Source organism: Alcaligenes faecalis, from assembly GCF_041521385.1.
In the GTDB taxonomy this organism is placed as follows: domain Bacteria; phylum Pseudomonadota; class Gammaproteobacteria; order Burkholderiales; family Burkholderiaceae_B; genus Alcaligenes; species Alcaligenes faecalis_E.
Window position 1 is genome coordinate 3,079,926 of sequence record NZ_CP168006.1, and the last position, 19,114, is coordinate 3,099,039.

The window sequence follows — 19,114 nt, forward strand, 5'->3', positions numbered from 1 at the left end:
ATGGATTTATTTATCGCTAATATGGCGCCGGTGATGTTTGCATCACTGATTGTTTTCTTGCTGCTGGGTTTCCCGGTGGCCTTTGCGCTGGCTGCCAATGGAATGGTGTTCGGTCTGATTGGCGTAGAAATGGGCCTGTTCAACTGGTCCTTGTTCCAGGCGCTGCCGTTGCGCGTATTTGGCATCATGGCCAATGACACCTTGCTGGCGATCCCCTTCTTTACCTTTATGGGGCTGATTCTGGAGCGTTCGGGTATGGCGGAAGACCTGCTCGATACGATTGGTCAGCTATTTGGCTCCATGCCGGGTGGCTTGGCCATTGCCGTGGTGTTTGTGGGAGCCATGCTGGCGGCAACCACGGGCGTGGTGTCGGCGTCGGTCATTTCCATGGGCTTGATCTCCTTGCCTATCATGCTGCGTTATGGCTACAGCCGGCGGCTGGCAACCGGGGTGATTGCGGCGTCAGGTACCTTGTCGCAGATTATTCCGCCTTCTCTGGTGCTGATTGTGCTGGCTGATCAGTTGGGGCGTTCGGTTGGCGATATGTATCGTGGCGCGATGGTGCCGGGCTTGGTGTTGACCAGCTCTTACCTGCTTTACATCGTGATTATGGCTGTCTTGCGCCCCAAGGACGTGCCTCCGATTCCAGCCGAGCATCGTACTTACTCGCAGGCGAATGGGCGCTCGGGTACACGTTCCTTGTGCGTGCTGCTATTGATCTCCTTGGTGGCCGGTTATCTGCTCGATGAGCTCTGGGTGGATCCTGATGGCCCAATAGACGAGAAGGTGGTTATCTGCATCTTGTTGGTAGGCGGTGTGGCCTTTGTCTTGGCCCTGATCAACAAATGGTTGAAGCTGGGCTTGCTGTCGGTGTTGGCCGAACGCGTGGTGTTTGTCATGATTCCGCCCCTGGGCCTGATTTTTCTGGTGCTGGGGACCATCTTTCTGGGTATTGCAACACCCACCGAAGGGGGGGCCATGGGCGCGGTAGGTGCGATTTTGATGGCTGTCAGCCGTCGTCGTTTGAGTATTGATCTGCTCAAGCAAGCCATGGATACCACCGCCAAGCTGTCCTGCTTTGTGATGTTCATTCTGATCGGTTCCACCATTTTCTCGCTGACCTTCCGGGGTGTCGATGGTGACCTGTGGGTGGAGCACCTGCTGCTTGACCTGCCTGGTGGTGAATATGGCTTTCTGATTCTGGTCAGTGTGCTGGTGTTTGTACTGGCTTTTTTCCTGGACTTCTTCGAGCTGGCTTTTATCATCGTGCCTTTGCTGGGGCCGGTGGCCGACAAGATGGGTATCGATTTAATCTGGTTTGGTGTGCTTCTAGCCGTTAATATGCAAACATCCTTTATGCATCCACCATTTGGCTTCTCACTATTTTATTTGCGCTCGGTGGCGCCCAAGGATGATTACATCGACAAAGTGACCAAGAAGAAGATCCCAGGGGTGGCCACTGGCGATATTTACTGGGGCTCCGTACCGTTTATCTGCATCCAGATTGTCATGATTGCCGTGGTGCTGCTGTTCCCAGGCATGGTGACGCATTACAAGGGCACGGGTGTGGCGGTGGATCCGAGTACGGTCAAGATCGAGATGCAGGCTGAATACGGTGCGGACTTGAATCCGTTTGGTGATTCGGGTGACGGCGGCGGTATGCCGGTATTCAAGTAAACACAGGAAAGACAGGAGACACCGATGGAGAGCCTGGATGTCAGGGTATTGCGCCAGTTACATGCGTGGCGCGCACAAGGATGTGACGCTATTTTGGTCACGGTTGTGCAGACCTGGGGTTCGTCCCCGCGTCCAGAGGGCTCCATCATGGCTCTGGAAAAAGGTGGGGCGGTGGTCGGATCGGTCTCCGGCGGTTGTATCGAGGACGATTTGATCCGCGCCTATCACGACCCCAAAGGGGCGGATAAGCGCCTGCATGGCGATGGCCGTCCCCAGTTGTTGACGTACGGCATCAGCGCGGATGAGGCGCATCGTTTTGGTTTGCCTTGCGGCGGGACGATACGGCTGCTGGTGGAGTTCAATCCCTGCCCGGATGCCTTGTCGGAATTACTGGGTTTGCTGGAGCAGCGCCATTTGGTGCAACGCCATGTAGATCTGCACACTGGCCGTGCCTGGGGCAGTGCCACCCGTGTTCCGGCGGCTTTGCACTTAAGCCAGGATTGCTTGTCGGTGACCTTTGGGCCGTCCTATCGGCTCTTGCTGATCGGAGGCGGGCAACTGTCTGAATATGTGGCAACCATTGCCTTGTTCAATGGTTTTGATGTGACGGTCTGTGATCCGCGTAGCGAGCATATTCAAGGCTGGGGCGTAGCCGGGGTACGCGTGGTCAGCGGTATGCCGGATGATGAGGTCATTGCCTGCGTGCCGGATCGACGCACCGCCATTGTGGCCCTGACGCACGATCCCAAGCTGGACGATATGGCTTTGCTGGAGGCGCTCAAAAGCAGTGCTTTTTATGTGGGGGCGATTGGCTCGCGGCGTAATAACCAAAGCCGTCGCGAACGCTTGGCCGAGTACTTTGATCTGACGGCAGAGGAAATCGACAGGCTCAAAGGCCCGATCGGCTTATATATAGGTAGCAAAACCCCGGCAGAAATTGCGGTCAGCATCATGGCCGAGATCATCGCGATTAAAAATGGGGTGGATGTGCCGCGCGAACTGTCGGTAGCCTCTGTCAAGGATAGGCAAGAACAGCAGTCGGCCTAGAGGGTGACTGCCGCGACAGTTCTGTATTCAGACATTTCGCACTAAGATAAGAGAACGGGCGGCGACCCGTTCTTTTTTGTCTCCGGGCCGCCCAAGACCTGACGCCTGCTGTATTCAGCAGGCCGCCAGCGGGTGACAAGCCCGTGCAGCGTAGGGACGTTTTGATTTCTGCCTTGGTGAGCCTTTCATGTCCTTCGTGTCCCAATATGGTTTTTTGCCCTTGAGTGCCCCCCCAGGAAAGCAGGCCCTGTACAGCCCGGCACAGTGTGCCAGCATGGATGCGGCAGCACCGGGTTTCGGAGTATCTGTCGAGCAATTGATGCAGGCCGCCGCCAGTGCAGTGGCGCGTACCGTACAGCGACACTGGCCGCAAGGGGCGGTACTGTTCCTGTGCGGACCAGGCAATAACGGCGGGGATGCCTTGGTGGCCGCGCAAATTCTGCGTGAACAAGGACGCATGGTTTCCGTGTTCAGTCTGGTGGCCCCGTCCGCGCGACAGGGGACAGCAGCCTGGGCGCAAGCTCAATGGCAGGGCCGTTGGGAAAGCCAATGTCCGGACTTTCGACGTTTTTCCGTGGTGGTTGATGGCCTGCTGGGTGCAGGCCTGGATCGTGACGTAGAAGGTGACACTGCCGCCTTGATTCAGTCTCTGGCCGCTTCCAGGGTGCCCGTGTGTGCCATTGACGTGCCTTCGGGGCTGGATGGTGCCAGCGGGCAGGTACGCGGTGTGCTTGCCCCTGCCACGGTGACGGTCAGCTTTGTCCGTTATAAGCCGGGCCATGTTCTGTATCCGGGGCGAGCCCTATGCGGCAAGCTGGAGCTGGCCGACATCGGCATGCCAGCCCCGGCTTTGCAAAACGCCAATACCTGGTTGAATGAGCCAGCCTTGTGGCAGGCTCATCTGCCGCAGTTGGGGGCCCAGAGCCACAAATACACGCGGGGGCATGCCGTGGTCGTCGGGGGCGAACAGATGACCGGAGCCAGCCGTCTGGCGGCTCGTGCTGCGCAACGTGCGGGGGCGGGCTTGGTCAGCATGGTCGTGCCGCCTTCGGTCTGGCCGGTGTATGCCAGTGCATTGGACAGCATCATGGTGGCCCCCTTGGATGACACCCTGACCACGGACGAGCGCATTCGTGCTTGGCTGGTGGGGCCGGGTGCGGGCCTGGGTGAAGAAACCCGCCGCTTGACTTTAGCCTTGCTGGCAACGGGGCGGCCTTGTGTGCTGGATGCGGACGCCATCAGCAGCTTTGCGTCACAGCCTCAGGAGCTATGGGATGCCCTGCATGAGCAATGTGTATTGACCCCTCATGCTGGCGAGTTCGCTCGCGTCTTTGAGGAGGCGCCGGATCGTCTGGAGGCAGCACGACTGGCTGCTACGCAATGTGGTGCCGTGCTGGTTTTGAAGGGGGCGGATACGGTTATTGCCGCGCCGGATGGGCGGGCCTTGATCAATGCCTGCGCGCCGCCCTGGTTGGCGACAGGGGGAAGCGGGGATGTGCTGGCCGGTCTGGTCTGCGGCTTGTTGACTCAGGGGATGCCGGCCTTTGAAGCGGCAGGGGCGGCTGTCTGGCTACACTCACAAGCTGCCCTGGAGTTTGGCCCTGGCCTGATCCCGGAAGATTTGTTAGCCGTGCTGCCACGCGTTTGGCAGCGCCTTTTGTCCAGGGCCTGACACTTATTTGCGTGGGGCGCGCTGATAGGCCAGTGCCACGATCCCGCTCAGGACTACCGCTCCACCCAGCAATTGGGTGGAGTTCAAGGTTTGCTTCAGAATCAGCCAGCCCAGAATCAGGGAGGCCACCGGCTCCATGTTCATGAAGGGCGCATTGCGTGTCATGTCCAGTCGGGGTGCCAGCACAAACAGGGTGACAAAGCCGGTGGTGTACAGCACACAGACCAGCGACAGGGCAATCCAGCCTGTGGCATCGTGGGGCAAGGCAGAACCACCGGGCAGCAGTCCCAGGGGGCTGAGTGCAATCAGGCAGACCAGCGTTTGGCTGATGGTACAGAAACTGCGCACCAGACCAGGCAGAGGGGCCAGTTTATTTTCTGTAACCCACAGACCCATGGCAAACGTCAGGGCCGTCAGCAGGCTACACACCACACCCAGCACCCATTGCCCATCCAGCGTTGCGCCCTGAATCAGGCTGGGAGTGTCCAGCGCCAGCAAGAGGCCAATCAGAATGGCCACCATGATGATGGAGGCCTTGCGAGTCGGCTTGTGCCCGCCCAGGATCCAGGTCAGCAGGGCCAACAAGATTGGGTACATATTGGCCACCAGCAAGGCCAGGGCGACAGGGATGCGGGCGATGGAGGAATAGATCAGCATGCACTGCATGGTGATCAGCGCGCCCAGCAGCAGTTGCCAGCCTAGATACTGACGCGGCACATGCAAGGCTTGTTTGCGCCAGATGAGCAGCATGCTCAAGGCCAGGGTAGCCACGGCCGAACGAAAAATAACCGAGATGATCAGCCCGGTACCATGGTCCAGTGCGACTTTGGCTGCAATATGGTTGGCGGCAAAGGAGCTGCCCAGCATTAACAGCAAAATAATGGCAAGGTGGCGGGGCAGTAAGGCAGGAGATGTGGCGGGGGGCATGCTGCTTATTTCAAGTTTAAAGGACGAGGGCTTGCTTTATTGTTGTCCGCCCAGCCACTTGCTGCAAGTGTTGCTTGCACACCGTGGTCAATATGCCGTGGGTAGGCGGTGCTACTATGTGGAGCGATGTCCATGACCACAGAGATGCTCCCATGAAAATCGACCCCGCCGATAAGCCGACGATACCCCGTTCTGCGGACCAGGCCCCGTCCATTTTTTGGCGCAGCCTGATTGCGGGTGGAGCCTTGCTGGCCGGCCTGACAGGCTGTGCATTGCCGTCGTTGGAGGGCCGTAGCCACAGCACGGCTTTGCCGCTGGATCAGGCCCAGGAGACCATGATTGGCCAGGCGGTGACCCCCCTGGTGCAGCAGCATCCTGGCTTGTCGGGTATTTACCCTTTGTTTGATCCACATGACGCGTATGCGGCCCGTGCCTTGCTGGCCTTCGCCGCTCAGAAAACGCTGGATGTGCAGTATTACATCTGGCGGGGCGACACCACCGGCACCTTGATGCTGGATACCTTGTTGCAAGCGGCTGAGCGCGGCGTGCGAGTGCGTTTGCTGATTGATGATAATGGTATTACGGGGCTGGATGACTCCTTATCGGCCTTGAACGCCCACCCCAATATTGAAGTGCGCCTGTTCAACCCTTTTGTGTTGCGCTGGCCTAAATCCTTGGGTTTTCTGATGGATTTTTCCCGTCTGAACCGGCGCATGCACAACAAGTCCTTTACCGTGGACAACCAGGTCACCATTATTGGTGGGCGCAACGTGGGTGATGAATACTTCGGTGCGACCCAGGACGTGTTGTTTGCAGATCTGGATGTGATGGCCATCGGTGCTGTGGTCCAGGATGTCTCCACGGATTTCGATCGCTACTGGGCCAGCCAGTCGGCCTATCCGGTCGATACTTTGATTAAAACAGGTGATTCGCAAGCACTGGTGACGTTTCAGGCGCAGTTGCAAGAGGCCCAGGGGCAGCCGCGCGCCAAGGAGTATCAGCAGGTGCTGCGTGAGTCGGATCTGGTCAGCCATTTGGTGCGCGGTGAACTGGATTTCCAGTGGGCGCGTACCACCATGATCAGTGATGATCCGGCCAAGGCTTTGGGCCCGGTCAATCCGGAGCAGTTGATGGTCTGGCAAATGGACCATGTGCTGGGCAAACCCACCAGTCAGGTTGATCTGGTGTCCTCTTATTTTGTGCCGACAGCCGCGGGCGTGCGCGCTTTTGAGGAGATGATGAAACGGCCAGGCATGAAGGTGCGTGTTTTGACCAATTCTCTGGCAGCCACGGACGTGGCAGCGGTGCATGCCGGTTATGCGAAGCGACGCAAAGCCTTGCTGGAAGCGGGTGTGCAGTTGCTTGAGCTGCGGCCCACCACGGACACACCTACCCGTCATGGTTCGGGGCCTTTTGGCAGCTCCGGCTCGGCCCTGCATGCCAAGACCTTTGCAGTGGATGGCAAACGCCTGTTTGTGGGGTCCTTTAATTTTGATCCGCGCTCGGTCAACTTGAATACGGAATTGGGCTTTATTATTGAAAGCCCTGAAATGGCGCAAGCCTTGTCCAAGAGTTTCGAGGAAGTCTTGCCTTATCGCAGCTATCGTGTCGAACTGGATGAGCAGGGCGATTTGGTATGGATTCAGTTGAACGAAGATGGCACCGAGCGTTTTTTTACCTCTGAGCCCAATGCCAGTCTTTGGCGGCGGGCCGGGGTCGGTATCTTGTCTGTCTTGCCGATCGAGTGGCTGCTTTAAGCCAGATTCGATTATCTGCGATTGATGTGAAAGGCCCCCAAGGACAAGGCGAAGTCCTCGGGGGCCTTGTCATCAGACCGTGTGGTTTGCTGACTAGACTTTGAGCCGTTGCACGGCCTGTCGGCGTGTCTGAATCCAGTCTGCGTAGCGGTGCAGGCCATATTTTTCCATGCATTGTTCAGCCAGATTCCACTCCTGCAAGGCTTGTGCATTTTCACCCAGCGCCATCCAGGCATCACCACGTACACAGTGCAGTTCTGCGCGCAAACTGTTCGTGTCATAGCGCAGGCCTTGAGCAGCGGCCTTGTCAAGCCAGGGCATGGCCTCATTGCTGCGTCCCAGGCGGATCATGGCGCGGGCAATCCGGCACATCAGGCCATCGGCGCTGATGGGCAGCCCGTACTGAGCAGTCTGTACGCAATCGAGCAGCGATTGCAGGCTGGTTTCCCGACCATGCAGCATCACCTGGCAATAGTGCAGGTAAGAGCGACTAAGCGCAGACCAGGGCTCGGGGTGATGCGATCTTTGTAGCTCTTGCAGGGACAGCTCGGCCACTTGCTGACAGTGCTCAAGCTGTTCCATCAGATAGTGGGCCTGCATCACGAACAAATGGGTGATGGCGCGCAGGGAGAAAGTGGTGTCTGAGCGCAGGCTTTGCAAGGCGAGATGAGCGTGCTGCTGTGCCGCCTCCCTATCGCCTTTCAAGGCCAGAGCCACGCTCAGGGTGCCAAAGGTCATGGATTGCGGAAAGTGCTCGGCAATGGCTTGACGGCTGCTCTGCTCCTTCAGGTCATCAAAGACGGCCAGGCTCAGGTTCAGTGTCTGGATGGCATTGGCGACATTGCCTTTCCACAGCTCGTGCTGACCAATGGCATACAAAGCCCAACTGCGGTTTTGATCGTGGCTGGTTTCATTGGCCAGGGCCAGCAGTTGGCGCGCTTTTTGCAGGGCCTGTTCAAAATTGCCTTGGGCTTGAAGGGCCGTCCAGGCCGTCCATAAGCTGATCATGACCTGATCTGAGTCGTGCTCATCATGCAGCCCACGCCCCAATTCGTAAGCCATGGCGGTCGATGCCGAGGCCGGGCCATACAGGGACGATTCAATGGCACCTTGCAACATGCGGCATTCAAACTGCAGGGTTTGGCGTACCTGCAGGTCTTCAATCATATCGCTGCGGTTCAAGGAGCGTTGCAGATATTGGCTGGCCAGACGCAGGTCGTCTTGTGCCAAGGCCTCGCGGGCAGCGCGTTGCCACCAAAAGGCGGCTTCTGCGCTATCAGCCTCGCACAGGTGCCGAGCAATCAGCTCGGGTGCATGACGGCGGCGTATACCGTGCTGGGCAACGGCGTGGTGGGCCTGGCGCAGCTCTTCGTGCATGGCCACGCGTTTCAGTGCCTGGGAGACCAGGGGCAGACAGGCTACCTGCTTGTCATGCATATCGATCAAATCCAGCGTCGCCAAGGTATCCAAGCCGCCGCTCAAGGTCGTGCTCTCCAGACGCAACATCAGGGCCAGCTCGTCAATGGCGATGGGCTCCTCCTGCAAGGCAATGCTGGTCAGAATGTGGCGTGTTGCGGGCAAGAGGCTGTGGTATTGGGTGCAGATCAGGTCAGTCAGGCGCAAGGCATCGTGGCATTCGTTATTGAGCTCGTGGCAGCGCAGCAGTTCATGAGCGTGACCTGGGTTGCCCGCACTTAACTTGACCAGGCTGCTGCGTTTATCGCGCGATAGCCGCTGGCCGCGTTGGTTGCTCAGCAAGCTGTTGATGCTGGAGCGATCCAGCGTCGGCAAGCTCAGGTGTTCGGCACGCTCCAGACCATGGCCAGGTTTGCGGCTGGTCGTGAGCAATAGCGTCGGGTGACGGGGGGCTGAGTGTGCCAGCAAGCGGATCAGACGTTGTGTAGGCGGGTCAGCCCATTGCACGTTCTCAATAATCAGCAAGCGACGGCGGGGCGAAGTGCCGGTGCCGCTGAGCAGGTTGAACAGCAAGTCCATATGCGCGGTGGAAGGCTCGTTCAGTTCTTGCTCTTCAGAGCCATGGCCTAACCATTGGTGCAGGGACTGGGCCTGTTTGGGGCTGGTTTCCAGTGCTTCTTGCAAGATTTGAACGGAGAAAGGGTCGTGCTGCTTGCCATTTTGCGAGGCAATGTAATCGGCAATCTGCTCGTGCAGCCAGAGACGAATCGGGTGCCAGGCCACACGACGCTTGTCTTCACGACAAGTGAGCATAATGCAGGGGTGGTTGGTTTTTTGTACATAGTCCGCCAGAGACTGCACCAGCAGACTTTTGCCAACATGAGCGCGGCCGTGAATGGCGATGTGATGCAATGTGCGACTTGAGCCAATCTGCGACCAGGCTTGCACCAGATGATCGAACTCTTGTGACCGGCCATAAACGCGGCTGGTCAAACGCGCGTGGTCTGTTTCGGAGGGGCTCAGATTCAACCACAGGGCCTCATTTTGGCGACCAGTGGGGGGGTGAGTATCTCTGCTGTCCAGACGCAGGGCGGCCTGCACGCTGATACGTGGTGCGCCGGGAGTAGCTTCCCAGCTCAAGGGCAAGACAACTTGTGCCAATTGACCCCAGGGGTCCGGACAGGCGCTTTGATCGTCCATGGCCAGATCGGCATGAAGGGCAACGCTCAGCGTAATGTGCTCATCCATGCGCAAGGTTGCGGCAACGCGTGCCAATATGGCCGCCTGAGTGACGGGTGACTCCAGCAGTTCTGGATACCCAAAATAGGCGATCAACTGATTGGGGCCCGCTTCACAGGGCCAGGCACCATGCTGTTCGATCAGATGTCGTAACGTCTGGCGGCTTTGTTCCAGCAGTTGTCCCCCTTTTTCGCGGGCGTGGCGGTGGCCGGGTTCAAAGCGCAGGCACAAACCCACTGCCGCCAAGGGACGCAACTGCAGGCAGACTGTCGTCGACAAGGATTTGACCGGGCTGGACGACGAGCGTGTCGGCAGATCTACCAAGTTGCGTGTCTGGGCACTGGGTTCGCACCCCAAACGGTCGGCCAGCAAGACCGAACACTGCTCATAAGCGTGCAGGGCCGCTTCGTGCTGACCTTCCTGTTTCAGCAGTCGAATCAGCTCTTGATGCAGCTTTTCTTCTTCCGGCCAGAGCACAAGCCAGCGTTTAAGATGGCTGATCGCTTGTGGTGTAGGTAAAGATTTCAGACCAGACTGGATATAACGGTCACGACATTGAGACAGGGCTTGCCGAATAGTGTGCTGCGTATCCTGCAACCAGTCTTGCAACTGCTCGCCATGATGCAGCTTCACTTGCCCCAGCAAGGGGCCCTGATACAGATTCAGGCGCTCTAGATCGCTAAGTGTAGGCTGGCTGGGGTGTTGCAGCAGGCTGAGCACATCCACTTGTGTGCGGTTGGGATCCAGGGCCAGAGTGTCATTGGTAATGTGCAGGGCCTGGTCACAGCCTTCAAAGGCGCGGCGCAGGGCGTGCAGCGCGTGACGCAAGCGAGCGCGACCCACACTGATAGGATCTTCATGCCAGATCGTTTCGGCCAGATGGCTGCGGCTGATGGGCTTACCCTGCGCCAAAGCCAACATGGACAACAAAATACGTGCTTTATCGTAATTAATGATTTGTGCACGGCATTGTCCTTGAACCAGAAGTCGGTAAGGACCGAGCAGGTAAATTTGGGCCAAGTGCGAGGCAGAGGAAGGTAAAACATCCATGGGCTCGGGCTCGTATCAAGAGTTAAGCAATGATTGGGATAATGTATCCGATCCGTTTAATTTGTGTTTGCCAACTTTTGCGAAAATAAACGCTTTGCTTGTTCAAGATTAAATTGTTTTGGCCTATCAGCAGCTTATTGCATCGCAGGCTATGATGTGGGCTTATCACTTTTTTTGTGCTTGATTGTCTCTTCGTATGGTTGATCCCACACGTTCATCGCTGCGCAAACAGTCCAAATTGCCTCTGTCGCTCAAAGTGAAATATACCTTGCGAGCGCGCCTGGAGCGTGGCGAGTGGCCGGTAGGAACGCGTATTCCCACGCTGGAGGAGCTGATGCAGGAATACGGCGCCTTGTGTGGGTGGCCGGGAACACCGCTACACCTGTTCTGACCGGCTACCTATTTCTGCTTTCTTCTTTTGAGGAACTGCATTGCTATCAAGTAGTGAGCCTTCCTGAGGCAACTTCATGAAAAAACTCCGTGCTCTGTCATATCTATGCACTTATGGAGTCCATAAAAAACACCCCAAAGGTTGGAAAAGTATCCAATTTTTGGGGTGTGGTTCATTTCAGAGTCCGTAACTTCACCAATTACTGATCAGAACGAATATTGTTCTCTCGCACAATCTGCTCCCAGCGCGCATTACGCTGCTGTACCCATTGCGCTGGCGAAACCTTGGATGAATCGTAGGCTTGAATATCCAGCATCCGCAAAGTCTCGGCGGTAGAAGGACGTTTCACGATGTCGCTCAGCAAGTCGTTCCATGCCTTGATCTTCTCTGGAGGTGAACCCTTGGTGGTGAAAACCAGGTACGAGAAGCTCTCGTCAAAGTTCTCCAGGCCGGGTAACTTTGCTTCGGCCAATGTAGGGACTTCGGGCAATAAAGGATTGCGTTTTCCGCCAGAAGTCGCCAATGGCGTCAGCAAGCCTTCCTTGATCGGACCCAAAACACCGGCAATGGTCAGGAAACCACTGTCCAGACGCTCGCCATACATGTCATTGACCACGGCGCTATTGCTGCGATATGGAATGTGATCCAGCTTGATCCCGCTATCTTGCGTCAAGGCCGACATCATCAAATGTCCTGGCGAGCCCATACCGGCAGAGCCGTAATTCATGGGCTTGGCGCGGGCACGCTCCAGAAACTCGGCTGGTGTTGTGATACCAGTTTTGCTGGGAACCACCAGGACCTGGTCAAAGGTACCCAGCAAGGATACCAGCTCCAGGGAGTCCTCGATCTTGAATTTACTGTTGACGTAAATATGGGGATTGGCCGTGGCAACCGTATCCAGAGTCAGCAGCAAGGTATTGCCATCCGGTTTGGCTCGGCCCACTGCGTCGGCAGCAATCGAGCCTGCCGCACCCGCGCGATTCTCCACCACAATAGTTTGACCAGTGGTTTCAGTAGCCTCGCGGGCCAACATGCGACCCAGGACATCCAGCGGGCCGCCTGCAGCGGAGCTGACGACAAGCGTGGCCACCTCGGCACTTTGGACTGGTGTAGCCAAAGGTAGGATCAGCGCACAAATGCTTACGTTGCGCAGCAAGGAAAGGATGGGCATAGAGGTCTCCAGATAGGGGTGGGTAACAGTATCTATCTCACGCTATCGCCAAAGGCAGGGGGCTGGTTTCGCTGTGAGCCATCATGGTGTCGATCAATTGACACAAAAGCGTTGTTTTTAACGTTTGCGCGTCAGGTTCATTCCACAAATTATGTTGTTCCAGTGGATCGGCTTGCAGATCGTACAGCTCTCCGATGTGACCGCCCTCGTACAGACTGAGACGATGCTGCTGTGTGACCAGCGAGCGCAGCTTGGTGCGAATAGGCGTATTGAACAGCTTGCGCTGGTTTTCTTCCTCAATCAATACGCCTGTTCGCCAATCCACGGCTTCGTTCTGTATCACTTTCAGCAAGGAGCGGCCTTGAATGCCGTTGTAGGGCAACTGGCCTGCGCGCTGCAGAACCGTAGGCGCGACGTCAATGGTAGAACAGACCATCGTGCTTGTGCCTTGAGATTTCGCATCCTTTGGGTCAAACCAGATAAAGGGGCTGCGAATAATGCTTTGGTAATGTACAGGGCCTTTGAGCATGAGCTGATGGTCGCCCATGAAATCGCCATGATCACTCATGAACATGACAATGGTGTTCTCCGCCTGGCCGGTGTGCTCCAGATGATCCAGAATGCGACCGATCTCGGCATCGATATGCGTGATGGAGCCGTAATTCAGAGCAATTGCCTCGCGCGCTTCGCGCTCTGAGCAGGCGAACAGCGTGGGCGTGTGCTTGATCGCTTTGCCTTCATCGCGCCGTTTATGGAGCAGTTGCAGATGGGCTGGCAAGGGATGGGGGCCCAGGTGGAAGGAGTCGGGCAGGCTGACCTCTTCAGGCTTGTACATATCCCAGTATTGACCGTGCGGGGTGTAGGGGTGATGGGGGTCGGGGAAGGAGCATTGAATGAAGAAGGGCTGTTGTTCCTGGGCATATTTATCCAGCACCGCGCGGGTACGCTCACCAATCCAGGCTGTGGTGCTGTACTCTTCTGGCACGCGGGTACGCCATGCTTGGCCGATACGACTCAATTCGTAGTCGGGAGTCGGGATGGCATTCTCAGGGCCGGATAGGGCGGCGATGTCAGGATGTTCATTTTGCAGCCAGCGACCATAGTCACCCCAGACCTGATCGCCGTGGTCAATGGCCAGGTCCACGTGTTCGTAACCGTAAAAAGGAAGTTGTACGCCGTGATCGGCGCGATCGCGCCACCATTGGCCACACTCCTGGCCGTAATCGTTGGTCGGCAGGGGTGGGCGGGCTTCCCCCTTGGTCGGTGGATCATCCGGGCGTGGGTAGAGGGGGGGGGTATCCGTTATGTTTTGCAAATGTGCCTTGCCCACCAAGGCAGTGCCCCAGCCTGCCTGACGCAGTACATCGACAAACGTGGTGGAGTCCAGCGGTAGGGGAACGCCGTTGTGGCGAGCGCCGTGTACCGAAGGCATGCGGCCAGTCATCAGGGAAGCACGGTTGGGCATGCAGATCGGGGTGGCGACGTAGAATCGCTCCGCACGCCAACCACGAGCGGCCAAAGAGTCCAGATTGGGTGTTTTTATTTCTTTATTGCCGTAACAAGCCAAATGGTCTGCACGGAGTTGATCCGCAATGATTAATAAAAAATTGGGTACTGACTGAGCCATGAAGTGCCTATTTTGTAGCTTCGGGTATACCCATTATGGAAGCAGTAGCCATAATGTTAAATTGAATAACTTGCAGGTATATATACTTCTTTCATATAGGTAAGTCATGAGCTGGAGTGAACGCATTCGCTTGAAGCATCTGCAGGTTTTAATTCGTTTGTGCGAACAAAAAAGCATGAGCGATGTGGCCCGGCAGTCCAATATGACCCAGCCTGCCTTGTCAAAATGGCTCAAGGACTTTGAAGACAGTATAGGTATGCCTTTGTTCGAGCGCCATGCGCGCGGTATTGAGCCTTTACCGGCGGCCTTGGCATTGGTCTCCCAGGCTCAAGGGGTGCTTAATCGCCTTGACCGCATGAATGCGACTTTGGAGCAATACCGGCAGGGATTCCGCCAGCAGTTTACCTTGGGTATTTCGCCGATGGTGGCCGCGGTTTATTTGCCGCAGTTGCTGGTGTATTTGCATCAGCGCGATCCGCAATGCCATATCCGGATTCAGGAAGGCACGCTGGATATTTTGAGCCGCAATCTGGAACAGGGTGAGCTGGACCTGGTTATTGGCCGTGTGGATGAAGCAGGCCGGAACCCGGCGATGGCGTATCTGCCGTTGGGCATGGTGCCTTTGGGGGTGGCCGCTTGCCGCAAGCATCCTTTGGCTCGGCAAGAGGAAGTGACCTGGGAGCAGACGCTGGAGTACCCCTGGGTATTACCGCCCAAAAACAGTCCTATGCGGCGCAGTTTCGAGTTGAGCCTGGATGCCAAGGGGCTGCCGTATCCCACTTGTGCGATCGAGTCTGCCTACGCGCATACCAATGCACGGGTGGCCGTTGGCAGTGATTTCCTGGTTCCCATGACGCGCAGTATGGTGCCGGTCTATCCGGAGCTCTGTATCCTGGAGCTGGGCTGGAGCGACCCGCGTTTGCACGGTCAGCTTGGTCTGTTGTGGCGCCCGCAGGACTCGGGTGAGCCAATGCTGGAAGAGGTCATTAGCTGGATGAGCAAGCAGCCTCACACAGTGTGATGTCAATCAGGGTCAGCAGGGGCTGACCCTGAAAGAGCTGACAGCTTGTTTTTTAAATGCATGTAACTAAAAATTGCCAGCATGCTATTTTGTTTCTTCTTGGCGAATTGATTGATGGGAACTGTTCTGGAAGGTTGGAAAAACTTGCAAGCGATCAGTATCAGCTCGGTGCGCGACACGCTGAGCGGGAAATACCATTCTCGTGACTTCATTCATGCCCGAATGGAGTACTTACGCAGCCGCGTCGTATTAGTTGGCTTGTTATTTGCCTTGTTGACGCCCCTTTGGACTGTGATGGACTGGTTGGTTTTGCCCGGCTGGCCCACACATTTAATGGCGGTGCGAGTGTTCAGTCTGGGGGGGCTGATCGCGTGTGTGTGGTTTGCTTTCAATGGCCACCAGCGTATCACCCGTATTTATGTGTTAAGTGGCCTGGTTTTTATTTTGCCAGCCTCTTTTTACGCCTATATGCTGCTCACGCTCTCGGGGGCCGGGCATTATGTGGTACTGGGTTACGGCTTTATCCCTTTTCTGTTGGTGGCGACCTTAAGCATTTTTCCCTTTACCTTGCTGGAGTCTGCGCTGGTAGGGGGCGCGTTAATTGCCTTGCAGGTATTGGCCAGTGTCAGTTCGGGAACCTGGATGACGGCGAAAGGTTTGCAGGATCTGTGGCTGTTGAGTGCTTTGCTGGTTGTGGCCCTGACCGCCAATTACTTTCATCTGGGACTTTTGTTGCGTTTATATCGGCAAGCCACGCACGATACCTTGACTGGGTTGCTGAACCGGGGGGCGGTCAGTCGTCAATTGGGGCAGGGACCTGTCCAGGAAAAACTGCATGTGTTGATGGTGGATCTGGATCATTTCAAACAGATCAACGATACCCATGGCCATTCGGTAGGGGATGATGTCTTGACGCGTACCGCGTCTTTATTCAAGGCGCATTTGGGGCCCCATGACTTGGCGGCACGTTATGGTGGCGAGGAGTTTGTGTTGATTCTGGCCGGGCGTCGTGATGAGCAGGCTTTGCGCTTTGCGGATTTGCTTTTGCGTCGGGTGCAGGAACAAACTTTCTACAATCATGACCGCGAGTCTTTTCAGATTACGGCCAGTATGGGCCTGGCAGTGTGTCTGCCCGGTCAGGTCATTGAAGAGGCGCTGGTTCAGGCTGATCAACGCCTGTATGACGCCAAGCGTGCGGGTCGCAACCAGGTGGTGGCGACAGATTAAACCTGTCGGGCTACGTCAACCAAGGGGGCCTGGAGTGGCAAAGACTCCAGGCCCCCTTGGCGATCGACTCCTTAGTAGTGCAGGGTTTGGCTTTCCTGGCTGGCCTTGTCTATGTCCTGATCGCTGATAGCATCGTTCTTGCACTTGAAGGCCGCAAACATTTCAAGCTGATCCGAGTGATGTGCGTCGGCTTCGCCTTTGGGATTGATGAAACCACTTTGCCCCGGCGCCATGATCGAGCACATGCGCACGCCAGCAGGGTCCAGCACGTACTGGAAGCGGGCGCTGCCGGTGTTCAGATAAGGCATGAGGCGGCGCTCGAACGCAGGGTCAGACCAAGGCACCCCAATCGCATTACGTGCCGCAAACAACATGGAAACAGAGGGAGCACGCCATTGCTGAGCTTGTGCGCCCTGCGCTTGCTCCAGCGAGGTGGCCGCTTGTTCCAGCGCATCCAGTACCAGCTCCTGGGCTGGACGACCTTGCAGGAAATCAATGGTCTGTGGCACACCAGCAGCCGGGCCCTGGATGGCGTTCCAGATCAGCTTGGCTGCCGCAGCGGGTTGGGCGCTGCGTGGATCATCCATGGCCGGGTACAGGCCTTGCGTGTAGGTCTGGTAGACGCTGTCAGGCAAACGACCTTTCAGGAATACAGGGACCGCAGCGTGCATCCAGGCCTGCATCACAGCCGGAGCACTGCCTTCGTAATGCTTGCCGTTGCTGGCGACGTGCAGCTTGTAGTCCCAGCCTCTCAACTGCTCGGCAGCTTGACGGGCCAGGGCACTGGCACGTGGCAGCTTGGCGGCTGCCTGGATGAGGGGGGCGAAGTAGCGCGCATTCAGGTCCGAGCGTGCGCCCAGGGAGTCAATGCCCCAGATTTCTTCATCGCTCAGGCGCTGCTTGGCTTGCAGCGGTGCCAGTAGTTCCTGCACGCGGTCTACATAGGAGAAGTTGGCATTGTCAGCCAGCAAGGCGCCGTAGGCCTTGTTGTTCCAACTGGCGATATAGCCTTGCTGCGGGTTCAGCACTTTCGGGTTGTGCTCAAAGCTCAGAAAGCCTTGCCATTCCATGCTGCCGTCTCCTGTGGCCGGGAACTGGATGGCTTGACTGACAGGGCGTTGTGGCAAGAGGCCCAAGGCAGCGGCACCGATATTGCGCTTGGTATCGGCATAGAACCAGGTAATGGAGGCGCTGACGCGGGCTGCCTGGGCCATGAATTGATCCCAGTTTTGGGCCTTGGCCGCATGGGCCCAGCCCAGCAGGGTTTCAATTTCCCGACCTTCCCAGGTACGGCGGTTGGCGTAGGCGGTGTTGTTCTTTTTGTCCCAACTGCTGACATAACCTTGAGCCGCGCGGTAGACGTCCAGCGTGACATCGTCCTGTCCACGCACTTTGATACGCACCTGCTTGTGCTCCATGGGACGCCAGGCATTGTTGTACCAGTAGCTATGCGGATCACCGTCTTTCAAGCGCAGTTGGTAAACGTCGTTGGTGTCCAGTGAACCTACAGTGGAACCCCAGGCAATCTGGCCATTGGTGCCGAACAGAATGGCGGGCAGGGCAACGGCAGTGGTGCCGGTCAGGTCGTAGCCCGCACCGTGCAGGCCGACGCTATAGGTAATGGACGGGGTGTACCAGCCTTGTTGCGGGCCGTTGTAAAGCACGGCATGGCCGTGGGTCGTCTTTTCAGGACCCAGCAGCCAGGCATTGCTGGCCGTCGGTGTGCCGGCGGCCACGGTGGGGCCCAGGGCGACAGCCTGCTTGCGCAGATAGTCCTGCGCAGCGTGTGTGGACAGGGCCTGCAAATGCGTAGGCAAGTCGGCCAGAGCGGTCTTGGCCTCCGGCTGCGCAATGATGGTGGGGGCGGTCGGGTCGTTCAGCCAGCGTAGTTGTTTGTAAAGCTGTTCGCCGCGTTCCGCGCCCTGGTCTGCTTTCAAGGTTTCCAGCAGATTCAGGTTGGCCACTTCCGCAGTACCGGCAAAGAAGCGGTTCAGAATCAGACCTACCCAGACCATGGCAATGTCCTCGGGCTGCCATTCAGAAGGTTCAAAGCCTTTGTCCAGAAACTCTTTGGGCATCAAGGTGTCGCGTTGGGCTTTTACCTCGCGCACACGCTGGGTAAAGCCTGCCGCATAGCCCTCAAACATGGCGCGGTCTTCTTTGGAAAGAGCGGCCAATTGCTTGCGAATAGAGTCCGGGTCGATGTTGCTGTGGGTGACTTTATCCAGCTCCAGGAAATCCGCTCCCAGAACTTCTGCCACCGTTCCCCAGCCAGAGCGTTTGGCAATTTCCATCTGATAGAGACGGTCCGTCGCGACGGCATAGGCATAGCCATAGAACAGGCCATAGGTGCTGTCCGCATAGATGTGCGGCGTGCCATAGCTGTCGCGCTTGATGGTAACGCTGCGATCATTCACGGAAGTGCTGGCACAGGCGGCCAGCAAGATGCTGGTGCTCAGTACGCCAAGGGTCAGTCGGGATGGGAAGCGACGGGGGAAGTTCAACATCTTGTCTCCTCAAGCGTAGCCATGGGGCTACCGTTTTTTTATCTCTTGAGAATATAACGTCAAAGTTCTTTAGGTATTGATATTTTCAGGTGAAAGCTTCTAGAGGATTTCCCCAGTACAAAAGCGGCTTGCCGGATATGATGGAGCAGTTTATGAAATCCATGATTCGGCGCGTGCAGGAACCAGGTAGGGTGGTTGCGTTTTAATCTTTGGGCTTATTAAGTGTAGTCACTGTATATCGGTAGTTATCTTCTTTTCAGGCTATCTACTTTTTCTGCTCATTTCTTCTCGCTCTCCTTGCTTTAACGGCTTTCTGCCTGACTAGTTGTGTTTTATGTTTAAAGTGTTCAAGGGTATATCCCTAGGTCTTGGTCGATTTACTCGC

Annotated in this window: 12 protein-coding genes; 7 read left to right on the plus strand and 5 right to left on the minus strand. The window is 56.7% G+C overall.

Annotated elements, in window-relative coordinates; translation table 11 throughout:
- From ACDI13_RS13810 to ACDI13_RS13820, 3 genes are all read left to right on the plus strand, one after another.
- Entirely contained in the window at nucleotides 1-1,677 is a 1,677-nt protein-coding gene (locus tag ACDI13_RS13810) for a TRAP transporter large permease subunit (RefSeq protein WP_316988268.1), read from the plus strand.
- Between the two features lie 24 nt (nucleotides 1,678-1,701).
- A complete protein-coding gene (locus ACDI13_RS13815) occupies nucleotides 1,702-2,724 on the plus strand; it encodes an XdhC family protein (RefSeq protein WP_316988258.1) in 1,023 nt (340 codons plus the stop codon).
- A gap of 187 nt (nucleotides 2,725-2,911) precedes the next feature.
- Nucleotides 2,912-4,396: an NAD(P)H-hydrate dehydratase gene (locus ACDI13_RS13820; RefSeq protein WP_316988257.1), complete on the plus strand. Its 1,485-nt coding sequence runs from the start codon at nucleotides 2,912-2,914 to the stop codon at nucleotides 4,394-4,396.
- 3 nt (nucleotides 4,397-4,399) lie between these two features.
- Here ACDI13_RS13820 and ACDI13_RS13825 read toward each other — a convergent pair whose 3' ends face one another.
- Nucleotides 4,400-5,323 carry a DMT family transporter gene (locus tag ACDI13_RS13825; protein WP_316988256.1) on the minus strand — a complete coding sequence of 308 codons (924 nt, stop codon included), beginning with the start codon at nucleotides 5,321-5,323 and terminating at the stop codon, nucleotides 4,400-4,402.
- A 152-nt stretch (nucleotides 5,324-5,475) separates the two neighbouring features.
- Between ACDI13_RS13825 and ACDI13_RS13830 the strand changes: the two genes are divergently transcribed.
- Nucleotides 5,476-7,080 (plus strand): phospholipase D family protein, encoded by a 1,605-nt coding sequence (locus tag ACDI13_RS13830; protein ID WP_316988255.1) that lies wholly within the window; start codon nucleotides 5,476-5,478, stop codon nucleotides 7,078-7,080.
- Between the two features lie 93 nt (nucleotides 7,081-7,173).
- Here the strand turns inward: ACDI13_RS13830 and ACDI13_RS13835 are convergent, their stop codons facing one another.
- On the minus strand, nucleotides 7,174-10,785 hold the full coding sequence (locus ACDI13_RS13835) for an AAA family ATPase (RefSeq protein WP_316988254.1): 3,612 nt from the start codon (nucleotides 10,783-10,785) through the stop codon (nucleotides 7,174-7,176).
- A 196-nt stretch (nucleotides 10,786-10,981) separates the two neighbouring features.
- On the opposite strand from ACDI13_RS13835, the gene ACDI13_RS13840 reads away from it, so the two are divergent.
- Nucleotides 10,982-11,176, plus strand: coding sequence for a hypothetical protein (locus tag ACDI13_RS13840; RefSeq protein ID WP_316988253.1), 195 nt, complete (start codon nucleotides 10,982-10,984; stop codon nucleotides 11,174-11,176).
- A 199-nt stretch (nucleotides 11,177-11,375) separates the two neighbouring features.
- On the opposite strand, the gene ACDI13_RS13845 is transcribed toward ACDI13_RS13840, so the two are convergent.
- On the minus strand, nucleotides 11,376-12,347 hold the full coding sequence (locus tag ACDI13_RS13845; RefSeq protein ID WP_316988252.1) for a tripartite tricarboxylate transporter substrate binding protein: 972 nt from the start codon (nucleotides 12,345-12,347) through the stop codon (nucleotides 11,376-11,378).
- A gap of 37 nt (nucleotides 12,348-12,384) precedes the next feature.
- Complete coding sequence (locus ACDI13_RS13850; protein WP_316988251.1) at nucleotides 12,385-13,974, minus strand: sulfatase-like hydrolase/transferase; 1,590 nt, start codon at nucleotides 13,972-13,974, stop codon at nucleotides 12,385-12,387.
- Nucleotides 13,975-14,080: 106 nt separating this feature from the next.
- Here ACDI13_RS13850 and ACDI13_RS13855 point away from each other — a divergent pair, with 106 nt between their 5' ends.
- Both ACDI13_RS13855 and ACDI13_RS13860 read left to right on the plus strand, forming a co-directional pair.
- Nucleotides 14,081-14,995: a LysR family transcriptional regulator gene (locus ACDI13_RS13855; protein ID WP_316988250.1), complete on the plus strand. Its 915-nt coding sequence runs from the start codon at nucleotides 14,081-14,083 to the stop codon at nucleotides 14,993-14,995.
- Between the two features lie 114 nt (nucleotides 14,996-15,109).
- Entirely contained in the window at nucleotides 15,110-16,222 is a 1,113-nt protein-coding gene (locus ACDI13_RS13860; protein WP_316988249.1) for a GGDEF domain-containing protein, read from the plus strand.
- Nucleotides 16,223-16,293: 71 nt separating this feature from the next.
- On the opposite strand, the gene ACDI13_RS13865 is transcribed toward ACDI13_RS13860, so the two are convergent.
- Entirely contained in the window at nucleotides 16,294-18,729 is a 2,436-nt protein-coding gene (locus ACDI13_RS13865; RefSeq protein ID WP_316988248.1) for a penicillin acylase family protein, read from the minus strand.
- Nucleotides 18,730-19,114: the final 385 nt, after the last annotated feature.